This window comes from Treponema berlinense (assembly GCF_900167025.1).
In the GTDB taxonomy this organism is placed as follows: Bacteria; Spirochaetota; Spirochaetia; order Treponematales; family Treponemataceae; genus Treponema_D; species Treponema_D berlinense.
This window is the reverse complement of sequence record NZ_FUXC01000004.1, coordinates 155,238-176,461: the sequence shown is the minus strand read 5'-3', so window position 1 is coordinate 176,461 and position 21,224 is coordinate 155,238. Positions and strand designations below refer to the sequence as shown.

At 40.4% G+C, this 21,224-nt stretch carries 16 protein-coding genes; 10 read left to right on the top strand and 6 right to left on the bottom strand.

Annotated features, from left to right (window positions below):
* Positions 1-86 precede the first annotated feature (86 nt).
* On the bottom strand, positions 87-572 hold the full coding sequence (ybaK, locus tag B5D47_RS05130) for a Cys-tRNA(Pro) deacylase (protein ID WP_078930765.1): 486 nt from the start codon (positions 570-572) through the stop codon (positions 87-89).
* 107 nt (positions 573-679) lie between these two features.
* Between ybaK and B5D47_RS05125 the strand changes: the two genes are divergently transcribed.
* The 3 genes from B5D47_RS05125 to B5D47_RS05115 all read left to right on the top strand — a co-directional run bounded on the left by B5D47_RS05125 (position 680) and on the right by B5D47_RS05115 (position 5,244).
* Positions 680-1,879, top strand: coding sequence for a CobW family GTP-binding protein (locus tag B5D47_RS05125; RefSeq protein WP_078930764.1), 1,200 nt, complete (start codon positions 680-682; stop codon positions 1,877-1,879).
* A 537-nt stretch (positions 1,880-2,416) separates the two neighbouring features.
* Entirely contained in the window at positions 2,417-3,787 is a 1,371-nt protein-coding gene (gene gdhA, locus B5D47_RS05120) for an NADP-specific glutamate dehydrogenase (RefSeq protein ID WP_234969905.1), read from the top strand.
* Between the two features lie 224 nt (positions 3,788-4,011).
* A complete protein-coding gene (locus tag B5D47_RS05115) occupies positions 4,012-5,244 on the top strand; it encodes an ATP-binding protein (protein WP_078930762.1) in 1,233 nt (410 codons plus the stop codon).
* Between the two features lie 344 nt (positions 5,245-5,588).
* On the opposite strand, the gene B5D47_RS05110 is transcribed toward B5D47_RS05115, so the two are convergent.
* Entirely contained in the window at positions 5,589-6,731 is a 1,143-nt protein-coding gene (locus B5D47_RS05110; protein WP_078930761.1) for a sodium ion-translocating decarboxylase subunit beta, read from the bottom strand.
* A gap of 485 nt (positions 6,732-7,216) precedes the next feature.
* Between B5D47_RS05110 and B5D47_RS05105 the strand changes: the two genes are divergently transcribed.
* On the top strand, positions 7,217-8,500 hold the full coding sequence (locus B5D47_RS05105) for an HlyC/CorC family transporter (RefSeq protein ID WP_078930760.1): 1,284 nt from the start codon (positions 7,217-7,219) through the stop codon (positions 8,498-8,500).
* Here the strand turns inward: B5D47_RS05105 and B5D47_RS05100 are convergent.
* A complete protein-coding gene (locus tag B5D47_RS05100; protein WP_078930759.1) occupies positions 8,471-9,091 on the bottom strand; it encodes a histidine phosphatase family protein in 621 nt (206 codons plus the stop codon). The two genes, B5D47_RS05105 and B5D47_RS05100, sit on opposite strands and share 30 nt — an antisense overlap.
* Positions 9,092-9,093: 2 nt before the next feature.
* Positions 9,094-10,527, bottom strand: coding sequence for an amidophosphoribosyltransferase (locus tag B5D47_RS05095; RefSeq protein WP_078930758.1), 1,434 nt, complete (start codon positions 10,525-10,527; stop codon positions 9,094-9,096).
* 211 nt (positions 10,528-10,738) lie between these two features.
* On the opposite strand from B5D47_RS05095, the gene B5D47_RS05090 reads away from it, so the two are divergent.
* From B5D47_RS05090 to B5D47_RS05080, 3 genes are all read left to right on the top strand, one after another.
* Positions 10,739-11,911 carry a phosphoribosylaminoimidazolecarboxamide formyltransferase gene (locus B5D47_RS05090; RefSeq protein ID WP_078930757.1) on the top strand — a complete coding sequence of 391 codons (1,173 nt, stop codon included), beginning with the start codon at positions 10,739-10,741 and terminating at the stop codon, positions 11,909-11,911.
* Positions 11,912-12,191: 280 nt separating this feature from the next.
* Complete coding sequence (locus B5D47_RS05085; RefSeq protein WP_159443494.1) at positions 12,192-14,312, top strand: methyl-accepting chemotaxis protein; 2,121 nt, start codon at positions 12,192-12,194, stop codon at positions 14,310-14,312.
* 65 nt (positions 14,313-14,377) lie between these two features.
* A complete protein-coding gene (locus B5D47_RS05080) occupies positions 14,378-15,043 on the top strand; it encodes an HAD family hydrolase (protein ID WP_078930755.1) in 666 nt (221 codons plus the stop codon).
* A gap of 28 nt (positions 15,044-15,071) precedes the next feature.
* On the opposite strand, the gene B5D47_RS05075 is transcribed toward B5D47_RS05080, so the two are convergent.
* Positions 15,072-15,560 carry a 2-thiouracil desulfurase family protein gene (locus B5D47_RS05075; RefSeq protein ID WP_078930754.1) on the bottom strand — a complete coding sequence of 163 codons (489 nt, stop codon included), beginning with the start codon at positions 15,558-15,560 and terminating at the stop codon, positions 15,072-15,074.
* A gap of 205 nt (positions 15,561-15,765) precedes the next feature.
* On the opposite strand from B5D47_RS05075, the gene B5D47_RS05070 reads away from it, so the two are divergent.
* Entirely contained in the window at positions 15,766-17,322 is a 1,557-nt protein-coding gene (locus tag B5D47_RS05070) for an extracellular solute-binding protein (protein ID WP_078930753.1), read from the top strand.
* 64 nt (positions 17,323-17,386) lie between these two features.
* On the opposite strand, the gene B5D47_RS11640 is transcribed toward B5D47_RS05070, so the two are convergent.
* A complete protein-coding gene (locus B5D47_RS11640; protein ID WP_234969903.1) occupies positions 17,387-17,593 on the bottom strand; it encodes a hypothetical protein in 207 nt (68 codons plus the stop codon).
* 171 nt (positions 17,594-17,764) lie between these two features.
* Between B5D47_RS11640 and B5D47_RS05065 the strand changes: the two genes are divergently transcribed.
* Positions 17,765-20,296 carry an ABC transporter substrate binding protein gene (locus B5D47_RS05065; RefSeq protein ID WP_078930752.1) on the top strand — a complete coding sequence of 844 codons (2,532 nt, stop codon included), beginning with the start codon at positions 17,765-17,767 and terminating at the stop codon, positions 20,294-20,296.
* A gap of 3 nt (positions 20,297-20,299) precedes the next feature.
* Positions 20,300-21,079 (top strand): class I SAM-dependent methyltransferase, encoded by a 780-nt coding sequence (locus tag B5D47_RS05060; RefSeq protein ID WP_078930751.1) that lies wholly within the window; start codon positions 20,300-20,302, stop codon positions 21,077-21,079.
* Positions 21,080-21,224 lie beyond the last annotated feature (145 nt).

The window sequence follows — 21,224 nt, the reverse complement described above, 5'->3', positions numbered from 1 at the left end:
AACCCGGAGCAGCCGGTTTTTTGGGGCAGAAGCGTTTTTGTGCAAGAATTGCTGCTAAAAGGCGGCCTGCCGTCCAAATTTAAAAATTATTCGAGAACCAAATCTACGCTCTGGGCGTCTGTGGCTTTTAGTAAATCGGCTGGCGAAATTACAATTTGCTGTCCGCGGACTCCGGCGCTTATGTAGATTTTTTCAAAATCAAGGGCAGTCTGGTCGATAAAGGTCGGAAACTTTTTTTTCATGCCAAGAGGTGAACAGCCTCCGCGGATGTAGCCTGTCAAAGCGAGAAGCTCGTCGGGTTTGACAGGATTGATTTCTTTTGAGGCGGATGCGTTGCGGGCTTTTTTCAGGTTGATTTCGTGAATTGCGCTCTGGCAAAAAACGAAAATTTGCTTGGATTCGTTTCGCATTACGATTGTCTTAAAACAGGCGGCTGGATTTATTCCGAGTTTTGCCGCGATATTTTCGGCAGCTCCGCGGCTGAGCTCGTGTTCGCCGTCGTCTTCGTAACTTAAGGTTTCGTATTTGATTTTGAGACCGTCAAGGATTCTCATTGCGTTTGTTTTTTTCATGATTTTTATATTATCTACAAATTTTTAAAAATTATAGTCTTTTCGCGAAAAATTTATTATCTTTAATAGGAGAATTTTTTAATAAGAAGTTTTTTTTGGAGGATATTATGGCTAAGGCAAAAACACCAATCACACTGCTTTGCGGTTATCTTGGTGCAGGAAAAACGACTCTTTTAAATCAGGTTCTTTCTAATCAGAAAGGTTATAAGGTTGCGGTAATTGTAAATGATATTGGCGAAGTAAATGTTGATGCAAAATTGATTGCTGATGGAGCAAAAATCACCGACACTTCGGACATTGTTCCTCTTACGAACGGCTGTATCTGCTGTACCTTAAAAACTCAGCTTTCGCAGAATATTGAAAATCTCATAAAATCTGGAAAATACGATTATGTTATGATCGAGGCTTCTGGCGTTTGTGAGCCAATGCCGATTGCTCAGGAACTCGAAACTATAAAAAACGGCGTTTTGGACAATGTTGTCGGAGTTGTTGATGCTGCCCGTCTGGTTGATGAATTTGCCGGCGGAAACAAACTTCTCGACAAAAAAGACATGGGCGAAGAAGACATCGAATCGCTTTTGGTTCAGCAGATTGAATTCTGTTCAACTCTTGTAATCAACAAAAAAGACCTTGTTACTGAGGACGAGTTTAAAAAAGTCCGCAAGGTTATTGAAACTCTGCATCCTGGTGTAAAAATTATCGAAACTGACCATGGAAAGGTTGATGTTGCAGAAATTCTTTCGACACATTCATTCGATTTTGAAACAGTTTATGCCGCTGCCGGCTGGTGCAAACATCTGGAAGAAGATGAAGTTGAAGAAGACGAGCATGAACACGAACATGACGAAGACCATGACCACGAACATCACGAGCATGAACATGGCCATGAGCATCATCACCACGAGCACAAGCATGAGGGAGATTCCGGGGCAGACGAAGACGAATACGGAATCGGAACATTCATTTACTTCCGTCGTAAGCCGTTTGACCGCCAGAAACTTGATGAATTTGCGGCAAAATGGCCAAGAAATATTATCCGCTGCAAAGGCTTGATGTGGTTTGCAGACGAACCGGAAATGGCCTGGGTTTTTGAAACAAGCGGAAGACAGATTCAGGCAGGCTATTCTGGACAGTGGATTGCCGCCGCTCCTGCAAAAGAGCAGAAAAAAATCCTTGCACAGAACCCGGAAATTCAAAAGGAATGGGACGAAACTGTCGGCGACAGAATGATAAAACTCTGCATTATCGGACAGAACCTCGACAAAAAGGCAATTTCTGCCGATTTGGACAAGTGCCTTGCTGAATAGCAGATTTTTCTAAAAACAGCAAAAAATAAATGCCGTCTGAATTTTTTTGAATTTTGGACGGCATTTTTTTGTTTAAAATTAAATTTTGCACAAAATAAAACTTAACTTAACAACCGGCTGCTCTGGGTTCCGCTTACGCTGCATTGTTGAAACGGTTGTGCAAAAGCACAATCGTTTCAACAACTAAAGCCCTCCGCATCCGGCGTAAGATTTTGAGAATTAGTTTGTCTTTTAGCGTAAAATTTAGCCCGGATCGGAACGGCGCGAATGCGTCCGCCTTGGCGGATGGAGCTGGAGCGAAACCGTGGAGAGCCGGTTTGTGATTGCGGTGTGCTCCTATTTTTTTTCTAGGTTAAAATTGATGAATTTTGGGGTTGTTTATTGACTATTTTGCACAAAAAATTTATGTTTATCTCATACGGCAAAGACGCTGTAAATAAAACGCTATCATTGTCTTTAAATTCAATGCGTGGAGTTTTGTTTATGGCGTCTTATTTTTTTGCCTGCTTTTAAATGCTAATCAAAAAGGAGTTAAAAATGGCACTTAAAGAATTTAACGTTAAAAATGCTTACTGCAAACGTGTTTGGGACGAGCTTAAGGTTCGCTATGCTGATCAGGAACACTTTCTTCAGGCTGCTGGCCTTGTTCTCGAAACTCTTTCTCCAGTTGTTGACACAATGCCTGGAATTGAAAAAACTGCTGTTCTTGAAAGATTTGTTGAACCGGAAAGAATCATTATGTTCCGTGTTCCTTGGACAGACGATGCTGGAAAACCTCATGTAAACCGCGGATTCCGTGTTCAGTTTAACTCTGCAATCGGACCTTACAAAGGAGGCTTGCGTTTTTCTCCAGAAGTAAGTTTGGACGTTCTTAAATTCTTGGGTTTTGAGCAGGTTCTTAAAAATTCTTTGACAACTCTTCCAATGGGCGGCGGAAAAGGCGGCGCTGACTTTGATCCTCACGGAAAATCTGACGCAGAAGTAATGAGATTCTGTCAGTCATTCATGACTGAGCTTTATCGCCATATTGGAGCTGACACAGACGTTCCTGCCGGAGATAAAGGTGTTGGCGGACGCGAAGTTGCATGGATGTTTGGACAGTACAAGAGAATTACAAACCAGTTTACTGGCGTTCTTACAGGAAAAGGTCTTGACTTCGGCGGTTCTTTGATTCGTCCTGAGGCTACTGGTTACGGACTTATCTATTTTGCAGAATGCATGCTCAAGGCCGTAAATACTGACTTTAACGGAAAAACATGCATTATTTCTGGAGACGGAAACGTTGCCCAGTACGCTTGCGAGAAAGTTACTCAGCTTGGTGGAAAAGTAATCACTCTTTCTGACTCAACAGGTTATATTCTTGATGAAGATGGAATCGACGCTGAAAAACTCGCATTTGTTATGCAGTTCCGCGGCGAGCACAAGAAAATCGACACTTATCTTACAAAATATCCAAAAGCAAAATTCTTCAAGGGAGAAAAACCTTGGGGCGTTAAGGCTGACTGCGCATTCCCTTGTGCAACTCAGGATGAAATCTACATGGAAGATGCTAAAAAACTTGTTGCTAACGGCGTAAAACTCGTTGCTGAAGGTGCAAATATGCCTACCCGTGCAGACGCAATTGAATATTTGCAGAAAAATGACGTGCTCTTTGCTCCAGGAAAAGCTTCTAACGCCGGCGGTGTAGCAGTTTCTGGTCTTGAAATGTCTCAGAACTCAGAACGCCTCTCATGGACCCGCGAAGAAGTAGATTCAAAACTCAAGCACATCATGACACAGATTCACGACAACGCTTACGAAACTGCAAAAAAATATGCTCCTTCAAAGACAACAGACTACGTTTCTGGCGCAAACATCTACGGCTTCCTCAAAGTTGCCCGCGCAATGGATGCTCAGGGATTGGTTTAATTTAAGTTTTTTGCAGAAAACTAAACAAAAAATAAAATTTGCGTGATTTTGTTCACGCTTTTAAGTCCACATTTTCGGTTTGGAAGTGCGGACTTTTTTTGCTGACCGCAGTTTTTTTAGCATTTGTGTAAAGTACGGGTTTCTTGTCTTTTTTTCTCTTTTGTGGGATAATCCAAAGTAGCAGTTTGGATTATCCCACAAAAAACTTGATTTTGGAAGAAAATATGGCTTTTATAGAGCGTCATGCAGAAAAAACAATAGAACGGATGTCTCAGTCGTTTCCGGCAGTGCTTGTTACAGGCGCAAGGCAGACCGGAAAGACAACTCTTTTGAAAAACGTAACTGACAAAAAATCTGTTGGCTATCTTACATTTGATGACCCGATGGAAGAGCAGTCCGCAAAAAACGATCCGCAGTCGTTTATTGATTTTCATCCAAGCCCGTTCTTGTTTGATGAAGTTCAGTATGTTCCAGAACTGTTTCGCTATCTAAAAATTGAAATTGACAAGAACCGGCACAACGGAATGTATTATCTTACAGGAAGCCAGCAGTTCAGGCTTATGGAAAAAGCGACAGAGAGCCTTTCTGGAAGAATAGGAATTGTGCAGCTTTATCCGCTTTCCGCACGTGAAAAACGTGGCGACAGTTTTGACCGGCCATTTATTCCGTCAAAAGACTACATTTTGCAGAGAAACAGCGAATTTTCTGGAAAGGCTCTTTCTGCCGCAGAAACATGGAATTCAATTTTTACAGGCGGCTATCCGGAAGTTGCAAAGGGCAATGTCTCGCCGAACGATTTTTACTCAAGCTATCTGAAAACTTACATCGAGCGTGATATCCGGAGCCTGGCGCAGGTTGCAGATGAGATGCAGTTTCTCCAGTTTATTGCGGTTGTCGCGGCGCGAACTGCGCAACTTGTTAATTACGGAGACATTGCAAACGAGGTTGGAATAAGCGAGGTTACGGCGAAAAAATGGCTTTCGCTTCTTGTAACTTCCGGACTTGTTTACCTGCTTCCGCCGTTTTCGGTGAATGTTGAAAAACGGGTTGTAAAAACTCCCAAGCTTTACTTTGTCGATACAGGACTTGCCTCATATCTTACAAGATGGACGGATTCAGAAGTGCTGCGTTCTGGAGCCATGTCGGGGGCGTTTTTTGAAACATATATTGTTGGCGAAGTACTTAAATCATTCTGCAATGCTGGAATTGAGCCGCCGCTTTATTTTTACAGGGACAAGGATAAAATTGAAATCGACCTTATTATTTTTTTGAACAACACTGTCTATCCGGTTGAAATAAAAAAGACCGCCACTCCAAAAGCAGACGATGCGAAGAATTTTTTTATTACAGGCAGAATCAAGAATGTGGAAATCGCGCCTCCGTGCATTGTCTGCAACTGCGGAAAGCCGGGTTCTGTTGCAAAAGGCGTGATTGCGTTTCCTGCGGAGTATGTGTGAACTGCGCTTGATTTTTTTTGTCTTTATGCGACCGGCGCATTTCAAAAGCTTACGGCAGATTTCGGTGCGTAAAACGCACTGTCGCGCCCGCTTTGTTCTCTGTAAAATAGTGTTATAACAAATTTTTAAGTTTTTTTTTATTATGTGCCTGAACTCATTTCGGTAGCAGACTATGAATATTTTGGAGGAAAATATTACTGTTATGCGGATGAGACTAATCAAGTGGATTTTGGAGTGGATTCTTACAAGAAGGACATATGTACTTGCAATTCACTCCTTCGCTTGTAAAAGGTTTTGTTTTCGGCGAAGGAGTTTTTTTTAATCGTTCATCATTAAAAGGTCTTTTACCCTGCAAGAAGCGGAACTACTGAAAGTATTATTCCGCCGATTATTACCGAGCCGATTTGTCCGGACACATTCGCGCTTACGGCGTGCATCAGGATAAAATTCTGGTCGTCGTCTTCGAGCGCGATTTTCTGAACTACGCGGCTTGCCATTGGAAAGGCTGAAATTCCGCATGCGCCGAGCATTGGGTTGAGCTTTTTGCTTTTTGGACGGAAAATATTTAATAACTTTGCAAAAAGAAGTCCGCAGGCTGTGTCTCCGATAAACGCGATAAGTCCCAGGAACATTATTAAAACGGTCTGGATCTGGAGAAAATTTTCCGCACGCATTGAAGCGCCCACGCTTATTCCGAGCAGGATTGTCACAATGTTTGAAAGCTCGTTCTGCGCGGTTTTTGAAAGTTTTTCGAGGACTCCGCATTCACGGATAAGATTTCCGAACATTAAAAATCCAATCAGCGGAGCTGCGACTGGAACCAAAATTCCTACAATCGCCGTCAAAATTACAGGGAATGCTATTATAAGCCATTTTGGCACATTTGAATCTTTTGCTTCCACATGAATCTGACGTTCTTTTTTTGTCGTTAAAATTTTTATTACCGGCGGCATGATGATTGGAACGAGCGACATATAGGAATAGGCTACAACCGTAATCGGACCCATGAGGTTTGGCGCGAACCTTGAGGTTACAAAAATTGATGTCGGGCCGTCTGCCGCTCCGATAACGCCGATGCTCGCGGCTTCTTTTATCGAAAATCCGAAAAATTTGTATGCGATAAAAGCGGCAATGAAAATTCCTGAGTGGGCGACAATTCCAAAAATCAGCATCCACGGTCTTTGCAAAAGCGGCCTAAAGTCAATCATCGCTCCGACTCCGATAAAAATTAAGAGAGGGAAGAGTTCTGTCATAATTCCGCATTCAAATAGGATTTTGAGCGCGCCTGATGTTCCGGCATGTTCCCAGACAACATTTAACGGAAGATTCACTAAAATCGCCCCGAATCCAATCGGCAGAAGAAGCATCGGCTCGTAGTTTTTTGCCACGGCAAGCCAGATTAAAAGCGCGCCGACCGCGTACATGACCGCTTCCTGCCAGCCGAGAGAGCGAATTCCTTCTGTAAAGTAAAGAAGAACCTGTTCCATAAAGACACCTCCAAAGTCAAAAAATGGATTTAAACAAAAAAAGACCTCTTGCCTGCTGTTCCTAAAAAAGGAATAACAGGCAAAAGGTCTTGTTTCTTCAAAATTGAAGCCACAGAACCAGACTTTAAAAAAAGCCGGTTGTTGATTCTGAGGAAGTAACTACTCCCCTTTCGCTTATAGCCGAAGAATAAATGAAAATAAAATGAGCGTCAAGAGATTTTTGTAAAAACAGAGAATTTTTTTAAGTCCCCTTGTCATTATTTTTCAAAATTTGTTATATTTTGAATTGGGAAACGCATGTTTCCATATCTTTTTTTTCTCAGGATGTAAGGTAAAAACAGCCGAAAATGGCGTCTGTTTTTATCTTTAAAAGTTTGCGTTGCAAACTTTTTTATCATCTGTTGTTTCTCACTTCGTTGCGAAACAACTTAAAAAGTCAATCCTAAAACTAAAGTTTTAATCTTGACTTTTTATAGGAGATTTTTATGCCTGACGGGTCCATACCCTTATTTATTTCAATTATTGTTCTAATCGGTTTTTCTGCTTTCTTTTCGGCGACAGAAACTGCCTACACTTGCGCCAGCAGAATTAAATTAAAATCACTTTTTTTAAACGGCAACAGGCTTGCCGGAAAAGTTCTTTCTCTTACCGAGAAAAATTACGACAAGCTTTTAAGCACAATTCTTATCGGAAACAATATCGTAAATATTTCCGCTTCAACTTTAAGCACGCTTTTTTTTGCAATTCTTCTTGTAAATTCACATTTAAATTCTTCTGTGGTTTCTACCGCCGCAATAACGGTTGTCGTTTTGATTTTTGGCGAAATCACTCCAAAATACATTGGAAAAGCCTATGCTGAAAAACTTGCAATGTTCGTTTATCCTGTGCTTGCAGTTTTGATTTTTGTTTTTACTCCGTTGAACGTTGTTTTTTCCGGCTGGAAAAAGCTGATTGAAAAAATTTTCCGCTTTGACTCTAAAAATGTAATCACCGAAGAAGAAATTATAACGATGGTTGATGAGGCCGAGGAAGACGGAACTTTAAAAGAACACGAAAGAAATTTTATCCGTTCAGTAATTGAATTTGATGATTTGGACGTTGAGGACATAATAATTCCTCGTGTGAACATCTGCGCTGTCGAGAAAAATTCAACTTATGATGAGGTTAAAGCCAAATTTGTTGAATGCGGATTTTCCAGACTTCCTGTTTATGACGGCGAAATTGATTCTGTTGTCGGTTTTGTTCACGAAAAAGATTTTTTTAAGACTGAAAAAACAGAATTCGTGCTTGAAAAAATTATGAAAAAGCCGTTCTTTTCGACAGGCAAGACTAAAATTTCAAAATTGCTTTTTAAGATGCAGAAAGAAAGGGTTCAGATGACGATAATTCTGGACGAATACGGCGGAACACTCGGTCTTGTTACGATGGAAGATATTCTTGAGGAGCTTGTCGGCGAAATTTACGATGAGCACGATTCTGAAGTTGAAAATATAAAACCTTGCGGCGACGGAAGTTTTATTGTGAGCGGCGAGACTTCAATGCACAAGCTTCTTAAATTTTTTGGCATAAAAGAAGAAGATGAATTCAGCTCGAATACTGTCAGTGGCTGGATTACAGAAACCTTGGGCGACTTTCCGGAAAAAGGCCGGAAAATAGACTTTAACGGTCAGATTGAATTTGAAGTTTTAAAAAGCGAAGACAATATAATTCGCGAAGTAAAAGCGGTTTTGACAGATCCTCTAGTAAAAGACTCTGCTCTTCCACTTTAATTTGAAATTGCCGTTTTCCAAAGAAACTTTATTTATTGAGCAATTTGGAAAACGCACTTTCCAGAAATTTTTGAGAGTGCGTCCGTCAATGTGCATAAGCAGCGTCTGGAGCGTGCCTCCGTGCGTAACAACAAGCAGGTTTTTGTTTGAAGAGTTGTCTGCCAGAGGCCGGATTTCGTTTTCCCAAAAGTCTGCTGTTCTTTTAAAAACGTCATCGAAGGTTTCTGCGTCTTTGTCCGGTGAATAAGCCGGCGGATTTGTAAAAAAGTTTTTTATTTGAGCAAATTCCGGTTTTGACTGCCGTTCTTCCGGCGTTGAGCCTTCGGCTTTTCCAAATGAAAATTCGATTATGCGGTTTTCTTTTATGATATTTGAAGAATCGAATCCGCTTATGAGTTCCGCTGTCTTTACTGCCCTTTGCAACGGACTTGAATAAACTTTGTCAAAACTTATGCCGGCTTTTTTTAAATTTTCGCCGGTTTGTTCTGCCTGTTCAATTCCAGTTGCGTTTAGAGGAATATCGGAACGTCCCTGTAATTTTAACTGAACGTTCCAGTCTGTTTCTCCGTGTCGGACAATGTAAATATTCATATTTATTCTTTTCCGTTCCAGCAGTATGTGCAGAGTTTTGCGTGATCAAGTCCTGTTGAATTTAGCATATCGTCAAGGCGATGGAATCTTAATGTTGTAAAATGAAGCTGCTTGCGGATTTCTTCCTGCATTTTTGCGTATTCCGGAGTGTCTGGATCGCAGTATTTTGCCAAAACTTCTTTGCCCGGATTATCGCCTTCAAACTGTTTTACAACGCGGCGTGCAATCAAGTCCATTTCGCTTTTTGAGCGGCTAAAATTGAGGTATTTGCAGCCGAACATAATCGGCGGACAGGCCGGGCGAACGTGAACTTCTTTTGCTCCCGACTGGTACAAGAAGTCTGTAGTTTCGCGAAGCTGTGTTCCTCGGACAATCGAGTCGTCAATTAAAAGAATGCTTTTTCCTTTTATGAGCTGAGGAACTGGAATAAGTTTCATGTGCGCGATTAAATTGCGCTGTTCCTGACTTGCCGGCATAAATGAACGTGGCCAGGTCGGAGTGTATTTGATGAACGGCCGTGTAAATGGAATTCCTGCTTCGTTTGCATAGCCTACAGCGTGTGCTGTTCCTGAGTCTGGAACTCCAGCTGCGCAGTCCGGATGAATGTTTGAATCTTTGTCGCGTTTTGCAAGGAATTTTCCGCAGTTGTAGCGCATGGCTTCGACATTTACGCCTTCGTAGCAGGCTGTCGGATATCCGTAATAAATCCACAGGAATGTGCAGATTTTCATTTCTTTTTGAGGTTTTTGCAAAATTTCGTAGCGGTCAGATGTGACAAAAACGATTTCTGCAGGTCCAAGCTCGTGTTCGTCAGTGTAGCCGAGGTTCATGTATGCAAAGTTTTCAAAAGAAAGACAGTGCGCAAGAATTGAGCCTTTTGCGTCTTTTTTTATGCCGATTTGAAGCGGAGTACGTCCCATTCTGTCGCGTGCTCCGTAAATTCCTTCTGGAGTGGCAACGAGCATTGTGATTGAGCCTTTTATTTTTTTCTGAACGTATTTAATTCCTTCGAGAATTGTTTTTTGAGTGTTTAGAAGCGCAAGAATAAGTTCTGTCTGGTTGATTTCGCCACCGGACATTTCAAGAAAAGCACCGCCGTTTTCGATAAGTTCTTTTGAAAGTTCGTCTTTATTTGTGACAATTCCGACGGTTGTAAGCGCAAAACGTCCAAGGTGGGAGCAGGCAAGAAGAGGCTGCGGCTCGTAGTCGGAAATACAGCCGATTCCGATGTGGCCTTTCATTTCTTCTATGTCGTTTTCAAATTTTGTTCTGAACGGAGAATTCTGAATATTGTGAATTGCACGCTGAAATTTGTCATCGTCGCGGTAAACTGCAAGTCCGCCGCGACGGGTTCCTAAATGTGAATGATAGTCAGTTCCGAAAAATAAATCCATTGAACAGTCGTCTTTTGAAGCAACGCCAAAAATTCCGCCCATAAATGTACCTCTTTGAAGTCTTTGCAAAAATAAAGCACAATTATAGTACCAAGACGATTTTTTTACAATAAACCGCAAAATTTACCCCGGATCGTTGCGGAAAGACCGCAGCGAAGCGAGGACTTATAGCAAGAGCCGGATATGACGGCGGATGCGGTTCTAATTTTTTGATTTTATTGAATAGAACATTTTTTTATGGTAATTTTTAAGAATGAAAGAACTTGAATTGAAATATGGATGCAATCCAAACCAGAAACCTGCCCGGGTTTTTGTTGATGAAGGTGATCTTCCAATTACTGTTTTGAACGGAAGACCTGGTTATATAAACTTGCTTGACGCTTTGAACGGCTGGCAGCTTGTTAAGGAATTGAAGGAAGCTACTGGACTTCCTGCCGCAACTTCTTTTAAGCATGTTTCTCCTGCTGGCGCTGCAATTGGCAAACCTTTGAGTGACACTCTCAAGCAGATTTATTTTACCGACGGCGTTGAACTTTCTCCTTTGGCTTGCGCTTATGCCCGTGCCCGTGGTGCTGACAGAATGTCTTCTTTTGGTGATTTTATTTCTTTGAGCGACGAATGTGACGAAGCCACTGCTCTTTTGATTAAAAAAGAAGTTTCTGACGGCGTTATTGCTCCGGCTTTTTCCGACAAAGCTCTTGAAATTTTAAAGGCTAAGAAGAACGGAAATTACTGCGTTATTCAGATTGATCCGGCTTACGTTCCTCCGGCAACTGAAGTTAAACAGGTTTTTGGCGTAAAATTTGAACAGGGACACAACTTTATAAAAATTGACGAAGGCTGTCTTTCTAATATTGTTACGAAAAATAAAAATTTGAGCGAGGATGAAAAGCATAACCTTATTATTGCTCTCATTACTCTCAAATATACCCAGTCAAATTCTGTATGTTACGTAAAAGACGGTCAGGCGATTGGAATTGGCGCTGGTCAGCAGAGCCGCGTTCACTGTACACGACTTGCCGGTCAGAAAGCTGACAACTGGTGGTTGCGTCAGTCGCCAAAAGTGCTCGGCTTGCAGTTTGTTGACGGAATTAAACGCGCAGACCGCGATAACGCAATCGACGTTTATATTGGCGAAGAATATGAGGATGTTCTTGCAGAAGGAAGCTGGCAGAGAATTTTCAAGGTTAAGCCTGAAGTTTTTACCCGCGAAGAGAAAAAAGAATGGCTTGCTAAAAATACAGACGTTGCTCTCGGTTCAGACGCTTTCTTCCCGTTTGGCGACAATATTGAACGTGCGCATAAATCTGGCGTAACTGTAATTGCTCAGCCGGGAGGTTCTGTTCGCGACGATCAGGTAATCGAAACTGCCGACAAATACAATATGGTTATGTGCTTTAACGGAATTAGACTTTTCCATCACTAATTTTTTTATAAATTGTGCAATTTAGCGTAGTTTGTAACAATCCTTGACGAAAAAGTATTAACGTATTAGAACTAAAACGCTCTCGCCCGGGAGCGTTTTTTTATGGCCATTTTTTGCAATGGTTTTAAGTTTTTTGTGGCGGTTTTGATATTATTTGGTAAAATAAAATGTACGATTTTTTATTTCATATTTTATTTCAAATTTTTATCTAAAAACTGCAACTTTTAGATATTTTGTTCAGATATTCGGAAGAATGATTTTTTTAACTGGAGGCATTTTTATGAAACTACGTAAGACAGAAAATCAGCAGGAAAAGAAAAAGGGAGGACGGCTGTTTCTTCTTATAGGCAGTTTTATAGCGGGAATTGTTGTTTTCTTTAACGTGGTGCAGATTCGGTTTGTAACAAAAACTACAAAAGAGGAAATTAGAAAAACTACGGAATTTGAATATACCCAGTTTGTAGAAACTTATGCAAACCTTGAAAAAAATGTTGTTGAAAAATATTTTGCCGCTCTCGATTATTACTGCAATTCGGACGTTATAAAGGAAAATGCAAGCACGGAAGAAATTGTTTCCTGGCTGCGCGACCACGAACAGAACAGAAATAAAGATTTTTTTGACTATGTTGCGTGGGTTGATAAAGACGGACTTTATTATTCGGATATTGGAACTCAGACTATTGTTTCTGACCGTGATTATTTTAAGGAAATCATGCAGAACGGCGCAGATTCTTATATTGATAATCCTGTTCCTTCTAAGGTTTCGTGGAAAACAGTTGTGCATGTATGCCGTGCCGCCAAACGCAATGGCGAGACAATCGGTTTTTTCTGTGGAAACGTTGAAGAGTCTAATTTTGCGAAGGTTCTTGAAGATATAAATCTTGGTTCAATCGGCGAAGCTGGACTTTTTAGCAGCATTGGAAAGGTTATTGCGTCAAATCTTAACTCTGAAAGACTAAAGGAAGAAGTTGATTATATCCGAAAAAATGACCCGGCTTCTTATTCTGTTTTTCAGACTGCATGGGCAAATGACAGCCATATCGGAACAATCAAAAACAGTTCTGGCGAAAACATTGTTATTTTTTCTAAAATTGTAAAGCACACGCCGTGGAAAATTATGCTTTTCTTGAAGGAAACAGAAATCAACGCAACGGCAACTGCTATTTTCTATAAACTTTTAATCTGCGGAATTATAATTACCGTTGTAATTGTTCTTTTTGCCGGTTTTATAATGTACAAGCAGATAAAGCCTTTGAGGGTTGTAGAAAACACAATCCGCGGAATTGCAACTGGAGATGCAGACCTTACTCAAAGAATTAAGTTAAAGAGCAACAACGAAATTGGACGTGTTGTTGATGGATTTAATAAATTCTCCGAAAAGCTTCATGTAATTGTTTCGACAATGAAGCAGTCGAAGGACGAGCTTGTCGAAGTCGATGAACTTTTGCAGAACAGCACGGAAGATACTGTGGCGGCAATTACTCAGATTATCAGCAATATTCAGAGCATGGACAAACAGATTGGTGTTCAGAGCGAGTCTGTGCACGAAACTGCCGGAGCTGTAAACGAAATTGCTTCGAATATTGAGTCTTTAAACCGCATGATTGAAAGCCAGAGCGCGGCTGTTACCCAGGCGAGCGCTTCTGTTGAAGAGATGATCGGAAACATCAATTCTGTAAATAATTCTGTGCAGAGAATGGCTCATACTTTCCACGAGCTTGAAGAAAAAGCGGCTACTGGAATTCAAAAAAATAACGATGTTACTGCAAAAATCGAGGAAATTCAGGCAGAAAGCCAGGCTTTGCGCGAGGCGAACGTTGTAATCAATGGAATTGCAGAGCAGACAAACCTTTTGGCTATGAATGCGGCAATCGAAGCGGCCCACGCGGGCGAAGCTGGAAAAGGATTTAGCGTTGTTGCCGACGAAATCCGTAAACTTTCCGAAGATTCTGGTTCCCAGTCGCAGACAATCGGTAACCAGCTGGACAAAATCATAAACAGCATTGAGCAGATGGTTGATGCTTCCGGCATTGCTTCCGATGCGTTTAACGACGTTGCCCAGGAAATCAATTTGACAAACAACCTTGTTCAGGAAATTTCAAATGCAATGATTGAACAGAATGAAGGTTCAAAACAGATTGCAGTTGCCCTTAACAGCATGAATGACACTTCTAACGAAGTAAAAACAGCGTCTTTGGAAATGGCTGAAGGAAATAAGGCGATTCTTGATGAGATTAAAAATCTCCAGGAAGCTACATTCAGCATTAAAGACGGAATGGGCGAAATGTCTTCCGGGGCACGCAAAATCAACGAAACTGGAGCGGCTCTTTCTGAACTTACAAACCGCATGAAAACTTCAATTAAACAGATTGGGGTTCAGGTCGACCAGTTCAAGGTTTAGGATCGGAAAAACTTCATATTGTGTTTTGATTGTAGCAAAGTTCATTTTTTTGCTACAATCAGAATATGTTGTTAAGAAACGATTTTTCTCAATTTACGCACTTTTTTTGGGATCTTGACGGAACTTTGACCCGTTCTGCCGAAGGAATTGTAAACAGTGTGCGTTATGCGCTTGAAAGTTTTGGAATAAAAGAAGCGGACGATGAAAAAATCAGGCGTTTTATCGGACCTCCGCTTGCAGAGTCGTTCAATGTTTTTTATGGACTGAACGAAGAGCAGTGCAATAAAGCCATCGAAAAATATCGCGAGTTTTATACGGAAAAAGGAATTTTTCAAAATGCAGTTTATGAAGGAATTCCGGAAACCTTGCAAAAACTCAAAGAAAGCGGAAAAAAACTTTACGTTGCAACTTCAAAACCAGAAGTTTTTATGTTCAGGATTTTGGAACATTTTAATTTAGCTCAATACTTTGACTTTGCCGGTGGCGCTGACATGGCAGAGGCAAGAAGCGAAAAGCACAAAGTTATTGAATATGTAATTAAGCACGAAAATTTGCAGGCCGAACAAAAAAGCGGCAAGATTTTGATGATTGGCGACAGAAAGCATGATATTCTCGGAGCGCGAAAAAACGGCTTAAAATGCTGTGCGGTTTTGTGGGGTTATGGAAGCCAGAAGGAATTTGAAGAATTTGAGGCCGATTTTATAATTTCAAAACCAGCGGAGTTAGTTTGACAGATTTAACTTGACGGCTTAAATAATTTTAAAAAGCAAAACTCAGTTGAAGAGGCGCTTTTGCAAGCCGGAGGGATTCAAATAGTTCTTCTATTTGGGTTTCTCCAAAAACTTTTATTCCGTTTTTTAGCAAAAGGTCTGTCGTTATTCCGTTTCCGTCGATAATTTTGTGGCTGAACGAGCCGTCGTAGATTTTTCCAGAGCCGCACGAAGGACTTTTTTCTTTTAAAAGCGCAAAAGAACATCCGAACATTTTTGCCGCTTTTAAAACCTGTTGCGCGCCTTTTTTGAATTGAAGAGTTCTGTCGTTGCCTTGCGAGTCGATTACTTTTTCTCCGGAAATTTCGCAGGGAGAGCGTGGACATGAAAGTCCGCCCATGCATTCTGCACAGACTGGAATTATGTTTGCGATTTTTTTCAGGCGCTCAAAAGTTTCTTCCGGCAAAATTGAGCCGTTGTTTCCGCCGTCGTATTTTACATCAAAACCTAAGAGGCAGGCGCTTACAAGAATGTTCATAAAAAACAATTATGAATTAAGTTTGCTGATTGGACAAGAGAAAAATATAGACGTAGAGAAGCGATTTTAATGACGGAATAACAAAAGAATATCTCTAAAATCTCGAAATAAAAATTGCCGTATGGTATATTTTTGGTTTGACTTTATATTTATTTGAATTGAATGTAATTAAGTTTTAGAATGAATGAGTTTGGAGGAATTTTAAATGAAATGCAAAATTTCAGCTGTTTTCGCAGCACTTTTTCTTGCAGTGATTCTTACTTCATGCGGTTCTAAAGGAAAAAATATTGTTCCTGTAGAATTATGGTACGGTGCAACTTTTTCTGAAGCTGGAGAACCGCCGGCAGATTGGGAAGTTTTTAACATTATCCGCAGAAAATTGAATATCGAGTTGAAAATTTCTGCTGTGCCTGCAAGTTCTGCTGAAGCGGAGAAAAAAATTACAGCCGCTGCAGAGGCTGGACGTCTGCCGGATATTTTTGTTGTGGGCGGAACTGTTTTGCCAAAATTGATGAAAAAGGAATGTCTTTCTTACGTTGATGACATGTATGAACTTATGCCGACTCGTACTTCTCAGATGTATGATGTAAAAGAGCGCAAGTCTTATGGTTACAAGGGAAAGCACTATGCTTTGAGCCAGCCAGGTTCGGTTGTAAAAAACGAAGGAATTTTGATTAGAAAAGACTGGCTTGATAAACTTGGCCTTGAGATTCCTGTGACTCTCGATGATTACATGAACGTAATGAAGGCTTTTACTTACAACGATCCTGACGGCAACGGAAAAAACGACACTTATGGTTACGGCGCTTATCTCGAAATCAAAAAGAATTCAGAAGGATTAGGGGTAAAATTTGACCCGATTTTTGGTGCTTTTGGAGTAGAAGGAACTTTTGATTTTAACAAAGACACTGCCGGACTTAATATTTACAAAGACAGTTATTTTGATGCTGTAAATTTTGTGCGTCAGATGGTTAGCGAAAAAGTAATTGATCCAAACTGGGTTGTTTATAAAAAAGACGATTTTAGAAATGCCTGGAAATCAGGACGTTTTGGAATTATGCGCGAACAAAATGCGGCCTTTGCCCTTGAAAACAACTATGCGCCGTTTGACGAAAGGTTTCCTGATGGAGAATGGATTGTAATTGAACCTCCGACAGGTCCTTCTGGAGTTAAATCGGTTGGAATTTACACTGACCAGGGACACCGCATCTATGCAATCAGTAAAAATGCCAGAGAAAAAGGCAAGATTGAGGCAATTGCAAGACTTCTTGAATGGATGAGCAGCGACGAAGGTTATTATCTTCTGGGATTTGGTGAAGAAGGCGTAAACTACAGACGCGACGAAAACGGAAAAATCACAACTGAAGGTTTGGCTGACCCTTCAAAAGCGTATACTCAAAAGTCATTTGCACGTTATCTTCAGCTTAGAAATTTGATTTTTTATAACAGCGAAGTTGAACTTGAAAGCCGCTACCCGACCTGGGTAAGCCGCAACGGCAAAAAAATGAGTGCATACGCAGTTTTGAAGGACATGCAGAGTCAGGACTGGACACCGGCCCTTGGCTCAGAAGGTTTGCCTGCTCCGTCTGCCGAAGTAAAAAAATATTACGAACAGGGCGTTATGGACTTTGTTACAGGAAAACGCGTCCTTATAGAAGAAAACTGGCAGCAGTGGCTCAACGGTTTTACACGCATTGGCGGAATCGACTGGGAACGCAAGTGTAAAAATTACGTTGAAAGCAACAACCTGCTTACCGAATAGTTTTTCTCTTTCCGCTTGCCTTTAGTCTATCCAGCGGAGTGTTCTTTTTTGACAGTGCCGGCTCTCATGCCGGCGTTTTTCGTTTAAAAAGGTTTCGATAATTTCTGTAATTGCCCATAAAGCGATAAATCCTAAAAATAAAAAAAACATAGCCATAGCTGTTCCTCCTTCGCGCTTGCGGCGAGCCACGGATGGCGAGATTTACAGTTTGAGAAAGCAACGCTTGAACAAACTGTAATGATAAAAATTGCAATGATGTAATTTTTATCATGCCTCCTTCTTTAGTTGGCATGCCAATGATAAAACAGTTAGTGCGACACTGAATGTCCTTTGTGAAAAGTTTTTCTTGTACGCTAACGATAAATTATCAACCGGAGTTTTTTAGTTAAGTTTTTTTATGATAGACTAGTATGGAATATATTTTTGTAAGGGGACTGGCGTTATGAATAGAAGAAAATCGATAATTCTTACTTCTGTTTTGACTGGTTTGGCTGTTATTTGTGCGCTGACTGGAATTGCCCTTTTAATTTTTATTTTTCTCAGAGGCGAAAGCAATAGATTTGAGCCGTTTAAGTTTGATGAAAACAAATCTTACGAGGTTCTTTATATAAGTTCTTATGATCCTCGGTATTTAATTACAAAAAATCAGCTTGAAGGCATTGAATATTCTATGCAAAAAAAAGGCATTATGTACGAAGTAATGTACATGGATATGCTTAATTATAACACTGCCGAAAATTATGAGCTTTTTTATCAGACAGTAAAGCATAAAATTTCTATGCGTCCGGCAAATTACAAGGCTGTTATTGTAAGCGATGACGCTGCCCTGACTTTTATGGAGCAGTTCCACGATGAGCTTTTTAAAGATGTTCCAGTTGTGTTTTTTGGAATAAACGATATTTCTCATGCAAAAAATGCTCAAAAAAATCCATGGTTTACAGGATTTGGAGAAAAAATTTTTGTTGATGAGACTCTTGAAATAATCATTGAGCAAAATCCTAAGGTTAAAAAAATTTATTGTATTCTTGATGATTCTTTGACGGGACGTGGAGACGGGACGCAGTTTTTGAACGCAATAAAAAAATATCCGAATTTGACCTATGAATTTATTACGATTTCCCGAAATTCTCCTGAACAAATTGCTGCCCGGTTGTCTGCAATTCAGGCTGATTCTGTTATTTTGTGTCTTTCTTCTTTGCAGTCGTATGCTCACAGAAATTCTTTTTCTATTTATGAGCTTATTGATTTTATAAGTTCGTATTCACGGAAAATTCCTGTTTATAGAACAAATGCCGTAGGTATTGGAAATGGTTTTTTGGGCGGAAAAGTCTATGATCACTATGCGGCCGCTTGTCATGCTGTAGAAATTGTTTACGAAATCCTCGAAGGCAAAAAACATATTTTTGATTTTGAATATGATGAGTTTGCGGTCGGAAAATGTATTTTTGATTACAAAATTCTGAAAGAATTCAATATAAATCCTTCAACCTTGCCTTCCGAAACGATTTTTTTTAACAAGGCGGAAAACATTGTTAAGAAACAAAAAAATTTATTCATTGCTGTATTTTTTATAATGCTTTCTTTGATTTTGATGCTCGTTGTTTTTATTACAAGCTATTACAAGTCAAAAAAAATTAACGAAATCGTCATGGCGATGAACAAAAAAATGCACCAGATTAACAGGGAACTGAGTGAGTCGGAAAAAAAATTGACTTTTGTTGCAAACAATGACGGTTTGACGAAACTTCCAAACAGGAGCCACGGCGAAGCAGAAATAAAAAAAATTATACATTCTGGTTTGCCTTTTACGCTTTTTTTGATGGACATTGATGATTTTAAAAATTACAACGATACTTACACACACGCCTGTGGCGACTATGTCTTAAAAGAATACGGACGCCGGCTTGAATCACTTACTGTAAACGGTGAATATTTTGCGGCGCGCTACGGCGGAGATGAATTTTTGCTTGTCTATAAGTGCGGTCATATCGAAAAAAACGGGCGCGAAATTGAGTCTTTGCGACAGTTTCTCAACGAACCGATGGAATATGGGGAAACAAAACTTTCAACAAGCGTAACTTTGGGTTTTGCAGACTCGTCCATAGACGTTTCGTACGATGAGCTTCTTACACAGGCGGATATTGCAATGTACGAGGCAAAAAAGATTGGTGTTGGTACCTGTCTTGGATTTATGCCGGAAATGAAAGAATCGGTTTTGAGGCGTAATTCGATTATTGATATTTTAAAAGCCGAATGTAAATGCGACGGTTTTGAAATTCGATATCAGCCGCAAATTTCTACAAAAACTGGCGATGTCTGCGGTTTTGAGGCTCTTGTCCGCTTGAGGGATTATTCTGTTGGACCGGATGTTTTTATTCCTGTAGCGGAAAGCAGCGGATTTATTGCTCAAATTGGAAGAATTGTTACTAAAAAAGTTTTGCGTCAGATGGACATCTGGCGTTCTGAAGGAATGAAACTTAGAAAGGTTGCAATAAACTATTCAAATGGACAGCTTATTGATGACGGTTATGTTTTGTATTTGAAAAGCCTTATGGAAAAATACAGGATTCCGTCAGATTTAATCGAAATTGAAATTACAGAAAGTCTTTTTATGGGCAAAAAAGACCGTGTAACTCAACTTTTTAGCGAGCTTGAAAAAATTGGTGTTGAACTTGCACTCGATGATTTTGGAACGGGTTATTCTTCTCTGAGTTATTTGACTTTTGTGCCGGCGGACAAGGTTAAAATTGACAAATCTCTCGTTGACAATTATCTTGTGGACGGAAAAGAAGATTTTATTCAGAATATTGTGCAGCTTGTGCACGGTTTGGGAATGAAACTGACTGTTGAAGGCGTTGAGCACAAATGGCAGTACGACAAACTCTGTTCTATGAAGTGTGATTTTATTCAGGGGTATTTATTCAGCAAACCGATTAGTGCTGATGATGTTCCTGAATTTTCAGTTGCGGTTTGATTTATGACTTTACTTGAAACTTATTACAATAAATTTAACGAAGAGCATCGCCTTACGACGCGGCATGGAATTGTGGAATATACAGTTACTCAAAAATATATCCACGAGTGCATAGGCGAACGGAAAAATCTTAAAATTCTTGATGTTGGAGCTGGAACCGGACGCTATTCTGTGGCTTTGGCGCAGGAAGGCCATTCTGTTACGGCGGTTGAGCTTGTTGAACGAAACCGCAAGGTGATTGAGTCAAAGCATCAGTCTGGAGTTCATATCTGGCCGGGAAATGCCCTTGACTTGAATTTTCTGGATGCGGATTGTTTTGACATAACCTTGATTTTTGGACCGATGTATCATTTGCACACGGAAGAAGAAAGAATTAAGGTTTTTGAACAGGCTAGGCGGGTGACAAAAAAAGACGGTTTTATTCTTGTTGCCTATGTTATGAACGATTACAGCATAATCGAATACTGCTTTAAGAAAAACAAAATTAAAGAATGTTTGGAAAACGGCAGCGTGACAGAGGATTTTAAAACCGTAAGCAGCGAAAAAGAGCTTTATAGTTACCTGCGGCTTGATGATATAAATGAATTGAATAAAAAAGCCGGTCTTGAACGCATAAAAATTATTGCGGCGGACGGTCCTTCTGACTATATGCGCCGGGAATTAAATGCAATGGACGAAGAAACATTTGAGCTTTTTGTAAAATATCAACTGGCAAATGCAGAGCGGATTGAACTGCTCGGTGCTTCTAGCCATACGGTCGATGTTTTAAAAAATACAAAATAATGCAAAATTGCGTTAGCGATGATAGCCCCCAGCGTCAGCTGTCCCGAAGGGACGGAGCGAATGCGGAGGGGCGGTCGTAGCGACGGCGAAGCCGGAACGCCCTTGCAAATTCCTGAAGAATTTTATAAACTGTGCAAAATGACAT

Excerpts from the sequence above, each read along its gene's own strand:
- B5D47_RS05080 (WP_078930755.1), top strand. The coding sequence starts at position 14,378 with ATGTTGTTAAGAAACGATTTTTCTCAATTTACGCACTTTTTTTGGGAT.
- B5D47_RS05075 (WP_078930754.1), bottom strand. The coding sequence starts at position 15,560 with ATGAACATTCTTGTAAGCGCCTGCCTCTTAGGTTTTGATGTAAAATAC.
- B5D47_RS05090 (WP_078930757.1), top strand. The coding sequence starts at position 10,739 with ATGAAAGAACTTGAATTGAAATATGGATGCAATCCAAACCAGAAACCT.
- B5D47_RS11640 (WP_234969903.1), bottom strand. The coding sequence starts at position 17,593 with ATGATAAAAATTACATCATTGCAATTTTTATCATTACAGTTTGTTCAA.
- B5D47_RS05060 (WP_078930751.1), top strand. The coding sequence starts at position 20,300 with ATGACTTTACTTGAAACTTATTACAATAAATTTAACGAAGAGCATCGC.
- ybaK (WP_078930765.1), bottom strand. The coding sequence starts at position 572 with ATGAAAAAAACAAACGCAATGAGAATCCTTGACGGTCTCAAAATCAAA.
- B5D47_RS05105 (WP_078930760.1), top strand. The coding sequence starts at position 7,217 with ATGCCTGACGGGTCCATACCCTTATTTATTTCAATTATTGTTCTAATC.
- B5D47_RS05070 (WP_078930753.1), top strand. The coding sequence starts at position 15,766 with ATGAAATGCAAAATTTCAGCTGTTTTCGCAGCACTTTTTCTTGCAGTG.
- B5D47_RS05110 (WP_078930761.1), bottom strand. The coding sequence starts at position 6,731 with ATGGAACAGGTTCTTCTTTACTTTACAGAAGGAATTCGCTCTCTCGGC.
- B5D47_RS05125 (WP_078930764.1), top strand. The coding sequence starts at position 680 with ATGGCTAAGGCAAAAACACCAATCACACTGCTTTGCGGTTATCTTGGT.
- B5D47_RS05100 (WP_078930759.1), bottom strand. The coding sequence starts at position 9,091 with ATGAATATTTACATTGTCCGACACGGAGAAACAGACTGGAACGTTCAG.
- B5D47_RS05095 (WP_078930758.1), bottom strand. The coding sequence starts at position 10,527 with ATGGGCGGAATTTTTGGCGTTGCTTCAAAAGACGACTGTTCAATGGAT.
- B5D47_RS05065 (WP_078930752.1), top strand. The coding sequence starts at position 17,765 with ATGAATAGAAGAAAATCGATAATTCTTACTTCTGTTTTGACTGGTTTG.
- B5D47_RS05085 (WP_159443494.1), top strand. The coding sequence starts at position 12,192 with ATGAAACTACGTAAGACAGAAAATCAGCAGGAAAAGAAAAAGGGAGGA.
- gdhA (WP_234969905.1), top strand. The coding sequence starts at position 2,417 with ATGGCACTTAAAGAATTTAACGTTAAAAATGCTTACTGCAAACGTGTT.
- B5D47_RS05115 (WP_078930762.1), top strand. The coding sequence starts at position 4,012 with ATGGCTTTTATAGAGCGTCATGCAGAAAAAACAATAGAACGGATGTCT.